The 10,526-nt window shown below is 63.8% G+C and carries 11 protein-coding genes (1 of these 11 running past the window's edge); 6 read left to right on the top strand and 5 right to left on the bottom strand.

Annotated features, from left to right (window positions below; all coding sequences use genetic code 11):
* Window positions 1-510: 510 nt before the first annotated feature.
* The 3 genes from GXP34_10465 to GXP34_10475 all read left to right on the top strand — a co-directional run bounded on the left by GXP34_10465 (window position 511) and on the right by GXP34_10475 (window position 2,406).
* Window positions 511-1,140 (top strand): hypothetical protein, encoded by a 630-nt coding sequence (locus GXP34_10465; protein ID NOY56393.1) that lies wholly within the window; start codon window positions 511-513, stop codon window positions 1,138-1,140.
* A 115-nt stretch (window positions 1,141-1,255) separates the two neighbouring features.
* Window positions 1,256-1,402 carry a YHS domain-containing protein gene (locus GXP34_10470; protein NOY56394.1) on the top strand — a complete coding sequence of 49 codons (147 nt, stop codon included), beginning with the start codon at window positions 1,256-1,258 and terminating at the stop codon, window positions 1,400-1,402.
* A gap of 11 nt (window positions 1,403-1,413) precedes the next feature.
* Complete coding sequence (locus GXP34_10475) at window positions 1,414-2,406, top strand: NAD-dependent epimerase/dehydratase family protein (protein ID NOY56395.1); 993 nt, start codon at window positions 1,414-1,416, stop codon at window positions 2,404-2,406.
* A 1-nt stretch (window position 2,407) separates the two neighbouring features.
* Here the strand turns inward: GXP34_10475 and GXP34_10480 are convergent, their stop codons facing one another.
* The 4 genes from GXP34_10480 to GXP34_10495 all read right to left on the bottom strand — a co-directional run bounded on the left by GXP34_10480 (window position 2,408) and on the right by GXP34_10495 (window position 5,721).
* A complete protein-coding gene (locus GXP34_10480) occupies window positions 2,408-3,196 on the bottom strand; it encodes an alpha/beta fold hydrolase (GenBank protein ID NOY56396.1) in 789 nt (262 codons plus the stop codon).
* A complete protein-coding gene (locus GXP34_10485; protein NOY56397.1) occupies window positions 3,193-3,804 on the bottom strand; it encodes a hypothetical protein in 612 nt (203 codons plus the stop codon). The genes GXP34_10480 and GXP34_10485 overlap by 4 nt, the downstream gene beginning before the upstream one ends.
* Window positions 3,805-3,886: 82 nt before the next feature.
* Window positions 3,887-4,729 carry an ABC transporter permease gene (locus GXP34_10490; GenBank protein ID NOY56398.1) on the bottom strand — a complete coding sequence of 281 codons (843 nt, stop codon included), beginning with the start codon at window positions 4,727-4,729 and terminating at the stop codon, window positions 3,887-3,889.
* A complete protein-coding gene (locus GXP34_10495) occupies window positions 4,729-5,721 on the bottom strand; it encodes an ATP-binding cassette domain-containing protein (GenBank protein ID NOY56399.1) in 993 nt (330 codons plus the stop codon). The genes GXP34_10490 and GXP34_10495 overlap by 1 nt, the downstream gene beginning before the upstream one ends.
* A 79-nt stretch (window positions 5,722-5,800) precedes the next feature.
* On the opposite strand from GXP34_10495, the gene GXP34_10500 reads away from it, so the two are divergent.
* Window positions 5,801-6,253: a MarR family transcriptional regulator gene (locus tag GXP34_10500; GenBank protein ID NOY56400.1), complete on the top strand. Its 453-nt coding sequence runs from the start codon at window positions 5,801-5,803 to the stop codon at window positions 6,251-6,253.
* Between the two features lie 188 nt (window positions 6,254-6,441).
* Here the strand turns inward: GXP34_10500 and GXP34_10505 are convergent, their stop codons facing one another.
* Window positions 6,442-7,791, bottom strand: coding sequence for a ClC family H(+)/Cl(-) exchange transporter (locus GXP34_10505; GenBank protein NOY56401.1), 1,350 nt, complete (start codon window positions 7,789-7,791; stop codon window positions 6,442-6,444).
* A 195-nt stretch (window positions 7,792-7,986) separates the two neighbouring features.
* Between GXP34_10505 and GXP34_10510 the strand changes: the two genes are divergently transcribed.
* Window positions 7,987-10,119: an amino acid permease gene (locus tag GXP34_10510; GenBank protein ID NOY56402.1), complete on the top strand. Its 2,133-nt coding sequence runs from the start codon at window positions 7,987-7,989 to the stop codon at window positions 10,117-10,119.
* A gap of 375 nt (window positions 10,120-10,494) precedes the next feature.
* Window positions 10,495-10,526: the 5' end (the start) of an alpha/beta hydrolase gene (locus tag GXP34_10515; GenBank protein ID NOY56403.1), read on the top strand. 637 nt of this gene lie beyond the right edge of the window; only the first 32 of its 669 coding nucleotides appear in the window; its start codon is at window positions 10,495-10,497; its stop codon lies off the right edge, out of view.

Here is a 10,526-nt window from a genome sequence, read left to right on the forward strand (position 1 = left end):
CCGGCGACTCGGTTCTTCTCGTACTTCGTGGCGCGACGCGGCATCGATGCAAGACCGTGGGGCGGTCATTGGTCCCCCCAGGGAGCGAAGCGACCGTTGGGGGGAAAGTACCGCAGCGGCTTTGCGCCGGCGTAGGAGAGGTCTTCCCCAGGAAGCGAAGCGACCGGTCTCTCCGCCCAGCGAGCGAAGCGAGCAGTGGGGGAGTACGGCGAGGCCGGGAGGGGGGCCGATACACCGGACCCAAGACCCCCTCCGTCCTTGGCCAAAGCCCCGAGGGCATTGCCTCTGCCCGGAAAGAGGCTCTACCCCATCGACCTCGGCTCGTTCCTCGCCTCGGCCACTTCCCCTGCGAGGGGAAGGAAAGAGACCTCGCCCAGATCTCCGGGGCCCCCTGCGCCGTCGCTGGGGACCCGTCGGGGCCGCTGGAGAACTCACGGAGGTCTTAAGTTCGTTTCAGGGTGTTCTCACGATGGTGGTCCACAGTGATGCCGTCCCACGAAAGGAGACGACATGAAGAAGGCGCTCACGGTGCTGGCCGTTGCCGCCGTGGTACTCGGAGGAATCGGCTTCGTGGCCACCTCGCAGAGCGCTTCCGCCCAGGAAGCGGATGCGGCGACCCAGGCTCGACACGTCGGGCCGATCGGTAGCGTGCTCGACCAACTTGTCGAGCAGAACACCATTACCGCCGACCAGGCACAGGCGATTCGCGATGCCTTGGCCGCAAAGGCACCGTTCCGACGGGTTTTCGACCGCCCGGGGTTCAGGCAGGCACATGCCGGTCTGGAAACGGTCGCCGGTGTACTCGATATGTCCACCGAGGATCTGGTCGCTGCTCTTCAGAACGGGCAGACGATCGCAGACGTCGCCGGTGACAAGCTGCAGGCGGTGACCGGTGCACTCATCGAAAAGGCGAACGCTCGCATCGATCAGGCTGTCGAAAGTGGCCGCCTCGATGCCGGGCAGGCCGCGGATGCCAAGGTGAAAGCGGCTGAACGCATCGACGCGATGGTGAATGGCGAAAGGCCGCGTGGCGATTGCGACGGCTCGCGACTCGGTGGTGGCTTCGGCCCGATGGGTGGCGGTCACGCAGGTGGCGGTCACGCAGGTGGCGGCATCGGCCCGATGGCCGGCAACGCCTGATCCGGCACCCTTCCTTTCCTTCCACGGTGACGCCCCCGAAAAGGGGCGTCACCGTCATATGCACGGGACAAGAAGTGCTGAAGCGGTACCGTGTGTAGGACGGAAGGAGATCGCATTGGCAGCCGATTCTGTCTACAAGATGCAGGTCGAGGAGTCCACGGCGAGGTGGGCCTCCGAGTACGAGGGCGAGACGTACTGCTTCTGTGCTCCCGGGTGCAGGCACGTCTTCGATGAGAGCCCCGAACAGTACGTGTCGGGCTGAGGCTGGTCGCAATGAGAGTTCTCGTGCTCGGAGGCACCACCTTCTTCGGGCGTGCCGTCGTCGAACAGTTGCTCGACCGCGGTGACGAGGTCACCGTGTTCTCCCGTGGGAACACACGACCCGAATGGTGGGGGAGCATTGGTCATGTCATCGGTGATCGCACCGACTCCGGGTCGCTGGAACGGCTTCGCGGGCAAGCGTTCGATGCCGTGATCGACAATATCGCCTACACCGGAGGGGACGTCGACATTCTGCTGGACGTCATCGCGCCAACGGTCGGTCACTACGTGCTGACGAGCAGCTCGGCCGTCTACAACACCGCTCGCGGCTACCCGCCGTACGACGAAGACGACGTCGATCGAGCATTTCGTCCGCCCGCCGACAAGGTGGAATCGCCCGGATGGGCATACACGATCGGCAAGCTCACCGCCGAACAGGCCCTCGTCGACCGGACCGACGTTTCGTGGACGATCATTCGACCTCCGATCGTTCTGGGTCCCAACGATCCCACCCTTCGGGGATGGTTCTACTTCCAGCGCCTTCTCGACGGCGGACCGCTGCTCCTTCGTTGCTGCGGGGAACGCAGCTTCAGAATCGTCTCTTCGCAGGACCTCGCCCGAGGGTATGTGAGCGTTCTCGACACACCCGACGCGAGAGGGAGGGTGTACAACATCACGCAGCAGGAGGTGGTGCGGATGCGGGACTTCCTGGCCGCTGCGGCGGAGGGACTGGACGTTCCGCTCGATATCGTCGGCATCACCGAACGGGACCTCTCCCACGTCGCCCTGGAGTACGCCGATCCATACGATCGGCTGTCGAACTTCATCCCGTCGGTGGAACGGGCCGAACGCGACCTGGGCTACCGCTCGACACCGTTCAAGGACTGGGTGGGCGAGACCGCGCGTTGGTACCGAGACTGTTACGAGGGAGCGAACTCGAGCGGATACGAACGCAGGGGTGACGAGATCCGTCTCGTCCGTGAACTCGCTTCCTATCCCTGGTGAGTCATCGGTCCACCTGGGCGAGGAAGGAGAGGACGAGCTCATTGAACGTTTCCGCCTGGTCGATCGGCGTCGCGTGATGCGAGTGTTCCACGACTGCGAGTCGCGCCGTGGGCATTCGGCTCACGAACTCCTGTTTGGCGGACACCGGCGTGTAGTCCTGGTCGGCCGAGACCACGAGCACAGGGCAGCTGATCCGGTCGATGCGATCGGCGACGCTCCAGCCGATGAGAGCTCGTGTGGCCGCCTTGTAGCCGGCCTTGTCGTTTTCAAGAAAGCCCTCCTTGAACAGTCGGAGGAACTCGGCCTGACCCGGCTCCGGGAAGAGCCGATTACCGATCGTGTCGGCGATCTTGCCCATTGGGAGCAGGTTGACGAGGATCCTGCGTTGCCAGAGGCCGAATCGATCGCGCAAGGTGCTCGGCACGAGGGCCGGTCCCGCGTTGACGGCGACGAGGCTCTTGACCCGGTCCGGGTGGTCGACGGCCAGTTGAAAGCCGACCATGCCGCCCATCGAGAGACCCACCACGTTGACGGCACGTAGCTCCAGGGCGTCCAGAAGACCCAGCACGTCGCCTGCGAACATGGGGACGCTGTATGGACCGGGCGGACGGTCGGTCCGGCCGTGGCCTCGAAGATCGGTGAGGATGACATGATGCCGGGCGGCGAACGGCTCTCGTTGCAGCACCCATCCCTTGCTGCTCGACCCGAGTCCGTGCAGCAGCAGGACCGGGTCTCCCGATCCGAGCGTCTCGTAGTACATCTCGAGGTCCCCAACGTGGAGCATGGTCATGCCGGCGTTCCTTTCTCCGAGGCTCCCGTTGCTTCACCGACGAACACGAGGGCCAGTGCAGACAGCAGATGCCAGAGGCCATGGCCCTGGATCGGCGATGCGGGATCACACCAGGGTCCGCCGGTCCTACTGAGCACATAGACGACGAGCGCACCCGAGAAGATACCGAGAGCTGTGGCCATCCGCCGGTCTCGCCTCAGCCTCGGATTCCGAATCGCTCCCACGGCGAAGGCCGCGATCGCCGCCGCCGTCAGACCATGCCGTGTCGCGGGAGCGATCCCGATGACGAGACCGGCTGCGGCCACCGTGGCAAGCCAGACCCAAACCGCTCGAACGTCTGGTCGTGAAGACGCCCAGACCGCCAACCAGGCCATCGTGGCGATCACGGCAAGGGACTCTGCAGCCGAGGCAGGCGCGCCGGCTTCTGCGTGAAACCAGAAACTCGTCGCTCCGAGAACAACGAGTGACAGCCCGAACACCAAAGGACCGGTTGTTCTCCGGCGCCCGATGGTCCACACCCCGGCCACGACGAACGCAAGCGCGGTAAACGCCGCCACCGGCTGCGCCGGGAACGTGAGACGAATCAGCTCACAGTCGTGGGGTGACATGACCCCACCGTACCGGAGCGTGCGCCCCGCCATCTCTCGGGCACCGCGGGCCGCAGATCTTGCGCAACCTCCGGAAGACCGGCTACGCGACCGTCTTGCGATACACCCGTACGGCGAGTGGCGCGAAGACCACCAGGATGCCCGCGATCCACAGCAGCGACGTGAGGACTTCGCCGGCCACCGTCTGACCTGCCGGGAGCACCCCATCGCCGAGGACGAGTCCCCGGATGGCATTGGTGAGCACGGTGATCGGCTGGTTGTTGGCGAACCCTTGGAGCCATGTGGGGAGTGTCTGCGTCGGAATGAACACCGAGCTCGCGAAGACCAGGGGAAACACCGGCAGGAACACTGCCGATTGTGCGGCCTCCGGGTTCTTGACCAGCAGTCCAAGAACGGCCATCACCCACGACAGGCTGAACGCGAAGAGCAGCGCCAATCCCAGGCCCAGAGACATGCCGAGGAAGTTGGTCTGGACCCGGAACCCGATGAGGAAGCCGACGCTGAGCATCAGCGAGATCACGAGCCAGTTCCTCACGAGATCCGAGATCGTGCGTCCGGCCAGCACGGCGGAGCGCGCCATCGGGAGGGAGCGGAACCGGTCGATGACCCCTGCGGAAAGATCCTCGGTGAGCCCGAGCGCAGTCTGCCCGGCTCCGAACGCCGCCACCTGGATGAGGAGGCCGGGAACGAGCCAGTTGATGTAGCTGCCGCCTGCCGCAGGTGGCAGGGCCATGCCGATCGCTCCGCCGAACACATAGTTGAACAGCAGCAGGAACATCACAGGCTGCACGGTTGCGAACAGCAGCACCTGGGGCACTCTCACGTTGCGCCGCAGGTTTCGCTTGGTGATGACGAGCGTGTCCTTGATCGTGTGAGAGAGCGACATCCTCGTGCGGATAGGTGCGGTAGCGGTTGCGGCGGTCATCAGTTTCTCCTCGCAGGACGGCGTGTGCGGTCGCCGTTCTTCTCTTCGTGTTGTGCCGTGTGTCCGGTGAGTTCGAGGAACACGTCGTCGAGGGTTGGTCGTCGCAGTGCGATGTCTTCGGGAACGACGTTGATCTGGTCGAGGATGCGCACCGTGTCGGTCAACGTCGCAGGCCCGTTCGCGGCCGGCACCACGATCTTGTTCGATTTGGGCTCGAACGTCGGTCGGTGGCCGTTGATGGAGGCCAGCGCCGCCAGCGTTTCCTCACGGCGATGATCGGCGACCGTGATCTCGACGACTGCTCCGCCCATGCGCTCCTTCAATGCAGCCGGCGTTCCCTCGGTGATCAGCGTGCCATGGTCGAGAACGCCAACCCGATCCGTGAGTTGGTCTGCTTCGTCGAGGTACTGGGTGGTGAGCAGGATCGTCGTGCCGTCATCGACGAGTTCCTTGATCAGATCCCAGAGATCGATGCGACTTCCAGGATCGATCCCGGAGGTGGGTTCGTCCAGGAACAGCACCTGTGGCCTGCCCACCATCGACGCCGCCAGGTCGAGGCGGCGTTTCATCCCACCCGAGTACGTGCGGACGAGTCGGTCCGCGTCGTCGTCCAGGTGGATTCTCTCCAGAACGTCGGCAGCCCTTCGCTTCGCCTCCGCCTTCGAGAGGTTGTACAGGCGGCCGACCATCTCGACGTTTTCTCTCCCGGTGAGGTAGGCGTCGACGGCTGCGAACTGGCCGGCGAGTCCCATACGGGTCCGGGCGGTCCTCGGATCGGCGAGAAGGTCGATGCCGGCGATCTCTGCACTGCCGGAGTCCGGTCTGATGAGCGTGGTCATCACCCTGATGAGCGTCGTCTTGCCTGCGCCGTTCGGGCCGAGGAGCCCGTAGATGATGCCGGGTTCGACTTCGAGGCTGACGTTGTCGAGGGCGGTCAGGGAACCGTAGGTCTTGACGATGTTCTCTGCGCGCAAGATCGGTCGTGTTGCCATGGCGTATCTTCCTTTCGGCGCCATAGTATTTGTGGTAAGAAACTATACATAATCGAAACTGTTGTGAAGATGAACTAGTATGAGGGTTGTGAACAACGAAGACCAGGTAGCCGAGGTGATGAAGCTCCTCAGGGAGCTGTCCAACCGGATGCGACAGCGTGTCTTCACCAGACTCGAGGAACTCGATGTGACACCGCACATGGCGTGGGCGCTGCACCACCTCGGTGATGGGATACCGATGGGAACGCTTGCCGACCGGCTGTCATGTGACGCGTCGTACGTGACCGGGATCGCCGACAGGCTCGAGCGCCGCGGACTCGCCGAGCGCAGATCGGATCCATCCGACCGACGGGTCAAGCAACTGGTCTTGACCGACGAGGGGAAGCGGGTCAGGGACATGGTTGAAGGCCGGCTCTTCGAGCAGCCGCCATTGCTCAGATTCCTCGACGGCGGGGAACTCGAAATGCTCAAGCGAATCCTCGAAAAGATGCTCGGGTCAAACGGCCCCGAGGCGCACGAGGTTTCCGGATAGGCTCACGGTGCGGTTCACCGGGGATCGCGCAGCCGAGCATCGCTGGTGTGGACACCACTTTCGGCGCCTCGCTTCCGGCGTCGCCACGGTCCTCGATGTCGACTCCGGGAGTGTGCCCTCTGCAAGAGCGCGGCGACGGCTCGAACGGTGCTCGACGTTCGTCTGGTCGATGTAGGCCAGGGAATGGTTCAACCGGTGGGACGATTCCATACGGACGACATCATGCGGTTTCGGAGACTGTCGTAGATGGGCTCGTTACGAAGCAGTGAGGCGGTGAGCACCGCTCCGAATGCCGCAGCCAACATCGGGACGACCAGGGTCGTCGTTGCGGTCATCTCGACAATGAGGACGATGCCCGTGAGGGGAGCTCGCACGATCACGGCGAAGAGGGTGGACATTCCGACGATGGCGAAGGCTGCCACGGTGGTTCCCGGTCCTGAGAGGAAGCCTGATGTGAGTCCATGGAACACTGCCCCCCACAGCGCTCCCACGGCAAGGAGGGGCGAGAAGAGGCCACCGGGTGTTTGCGTCGCGTACGACAGCGGCCCGAGGAAGAAGCGGACCGCGAAGTAGCCGGCCACGGACGCGAGGACGATTCCCCCTCCAAGCACGTGTTCGGTGAGTCGGTCTCCACCTCCGGTCGCGACGAGTGGATCGAACCACAGCAGCAGGCCGACGATCGCTCCGATCGCAGCGGACTTGAGAATCGGCGGAACGTTTTTCATCCGGTCGGACAAGTCCAGGAAGAAGAGAATGAGCCGGTTGTAGAAGACGCCGACGACACCGGTGAGCAGTCCGAAGAGGACGAAGATGCCGATGGTCCAGCCGCTCGGTGTGCCGATGGGGCCCACCGGGAAATCGGGCTGGTTGCCGAGGATGAATCGGGAAGACACGATGGCGGTCGCCGTACCGATGAGTGTCACGAGCCCAAGGCGGAGTCGGATCGACTTTGCCACTTCTTCGAATACGAACAGTGCGGCTCCGAGTGGGGCGTTGAAGGCAACGCCGAGGCCTGCCCCGCCGAGAGCCGTTTGCAGGATGCGGATGTCACGCTCACCGAGGCGGAGGCGCCGTCCCGCTTCGGAGCCGATTGCTGCGCCCAGGTGCACGGTTGGGCCCTCACGTCCCAGCGCGAGCCCGGCTCCGATGGCGAGCAGGCCGCCGACGAACTTGGCGGGGAGGACTTCCCACGAGGTTGCCGGGATATCGCCGCGCCAAACAGCTTCCACGTCCTGGATACCGCTTCCCGACACTCGAGGAACGAACACCACGATGAGTCTTGCCAGTGCCGTGAAGCCCACGACGACGATGATGGGAAGGATCCAGCCGGGTCCCGACCAGGCGTGCGCCCACTGCAGAAACGACAACCGGTACTCGTCTGCATCGAACAGGAGCTTGCGGAAGTAGCCTCCTGCGATACCGACCAGTATCCCTGCCAAGGCGGCCACCACACTGATCACGATCAAGCCCAGCGTGTCGCGCTGGTCTTCCTGCTCCGTCGGGTCCTCAGGATGTGGGGTTGGAGTTGCTGTGCTCATTCGCTCGCTGTTCTCTTACACACTGTGGTGTTGCAGCCACCGGTGGAGGCCGTCACCTACGATAGTGGGTGCTCAGACCGCTCCCAGGTCATAATGGAAGTACCCGCGAAAGGTGGACCCGATGCGATCGCCTGTATCGAGCCCTTGTGTGTACGGTTCACGAGCAGTCGGCTCTCGACCGGTGATGACGTCCGTGTGAAGAGGGAACTGGGGCTCTACTCGGTCATCACGATCAGCCTTGGTGCGATGATCGGCTCCGGCATCTTCGTGTTGCCGGGCCTGGCGGCCAAGATCGCCGGACCTGCCGTCATTCTCGCCTACGTCCTTGCAGGAGTCGTCGTGCTCCCTGCAGCACTGTCGAAAGCGGAGATGGCCACGGCCATGCCGGAGGCGGGAGGAACCTACGTGTTCATCGACAAGGCGATGGGCCCGCTCATGGGCACGGTGGCCGGCCTGGGCGTCTGGTTTTCACTGATCTTCAAAGCTGCCTTCTCCCTTGTCGGGCTGGGAGCGTATCTCGCGATGTTCTCGGACGCACCGGTGAAACCGGTGGCTCTGGCCTTGGCCGGCGCCCTGATCGTCATCAACATCGCCGGAGTCAAGCAGACTGCAGGAGTCCAGAAGACGGTTGTGACCGGTGTCCTTCTCATGCTGGGTTTCTTCATCGCCAGGGGTATCCCCCACGTGGACGTCGCCAATCTCCAACCTTTCCTTGGCGAAGGCTTCGAGGGTCTGATCGTGGCGACCGGAGTGATCTTCGTTTCGTATGCCGGGGTCACCAAGGTGGCGAGCATCGCCGAAGAGATCAAAGATCCCGGTCGGACGATTCCGCGCGGCATCTTGGGCAGCGTTGCGCTCATGATGCTCATCTACCCGGTGGTCGTCTTGGTGATGGTCGGTGTGGTCGGGTCCGGCGAACTGGCCGGAACGGTCGTGCCCATGGCCGATGCCGCCCGTGCATTCCTTGGGGAGGTCGGCGTCGACGTCGTGTCGGCGATGGCGGTGCTTGCACTGATCAGCATGGCCAACGCGGGTCTTCTCGCCTCTTCTCGCTACCCGTTCGCCATGAGCCGGAATGCCCTGGCGCCCAGCGTGCTCCAACGACTGTCCAGACGCTCGACACCGTTTGTCAGCATTGCGGTGACGGGGTCGGTGATGCTGTTACTCGTTGCCTTCGTTCCCCTCTTGGAACTGGCCAAACTGGCCAGCGCCTTCCAGCTCCTGGTGTTCTCCTTCGTCAATGTGGCTCTGATCGCGTTTCGCGAGAGCCTCGTGGACTGGTATCGGCCAACATTCAGATCACCCCTGTATCCATGGATACAGATCTTCGGAATCGTCGCCTCATTCGGGCTGCTCACACAGCTCGGCCTCGTACCGCTGGTCGGCGCCGCCGGGATCATCGTCGGGGGATTCGTCTGGTATCGGGTGTTCGGGCGATCGCGGGTCAGCAAGCAGAGCGCATCGCTCGACGCGCTGCGAGTTCGCACGACCGCAGGTTTGGTCGAGAAGACGAGAGAAAGGTTGCACTCGCCGGGGGCCTCGAGCCTGCTCGTCGTCTTCCATCATGGGGCAACTCCCGATCGGGAGCGGGCGGTCATGGGTATCGGACTCCGGTTCCTCGAACCGGGTGGGCGGTTGTCGGTTGCCCATATCGAGACGCAGGACGTTGGTCAAACGGTGCCGGTTCCCGATCTGCCGGCCGGTGCAGAAGAACTGGACGTCGACGAGCACCAGACGCGTCTTCGGCGGGGGGCGCTGATGGACCTCGTTGCACAGCGTTCCCCCGAACTCGTCCTGGTCGAGATACCTCCTGAAAGCCGCCGGACCCGCCAGTACATTGCAGATGCCAGGTGGCTGCGGGAACACGCCGACGCTTCGGTGCTGTTCTTCCACTACCGGGGGATCCGCGAAGTGAACACGATCGTGATCATGGGTTCCGGCGGCCCTGCGGATGTCGACAAGATCTCCCTTGCACATCGCCTCGCCGAACATGACGACGCAACGCTGCGGTTGGTCCACATCCTCGACGAGGCGGCATCCGAAGCGGAAGTTGCGTCGGTTCGCAACTACCACCTCCAGCTGAGCAACCTGACCGAAGTTCGCATAGAGAGCCGCGTGGAGCGATCTGCAGATCTGTTCGGCAATCTCGACCGTTGGACCGAAGGTGCGGACCTGGTGATTCTCGGGGCTGCGGCACACCCTTCCGCGCACTTCGATCTGTCGGATCGCATCGCCGGTTCGATTCGACATCCGGTGCTGACCGTGTCGCCTCGCGTGGCGCACCGCAAGACCATGGGCCGGCGCGTCCTCGAGCGCATCATCTACTGACGGTTCCGCGCCGAAGTTCTTAGGCTGTGGGTGTGAACGATGTCTGGAACATCATCCGACCCTTGCCGGCCGTCTCGAGAGCCGTCCTGCGGCGCGTCGTGCGTCGGCTGTTGTGTGGCCCGGCGGTTGCATCGTGGAGCTGGGGTGTGGAGCTGCGGGTCGTTGCCCTGCGGGCCTTCGTGGCCGCCGAGGCCGGGCAGGCAAGCGGGCAAGGTCACCGACGGTTTGAAGAGCGGCTCGATCCTGCCCTTCCGCGTAGGCTGCGCGGACTCGTGGAAGTCGAGCGGGGCGAGGTCGGCGGAGTGCCCGGCGAGTGGGTGCGGAGGACCGGATTCGACGATACGACCACACTGCTGTATCTGCACGGTGGAGCCTATGTCAAGGGAAACCCGGCGACTCATCGGCGG

It is taken from the genome of Actinomycetota bacterium (assembly GCA_013152275.1).
Lineage (GTDB): Bacteria > Actinomycetota > Acidimicrobiia > Spongiisociales > UBA4744 > BMS3Bbin01.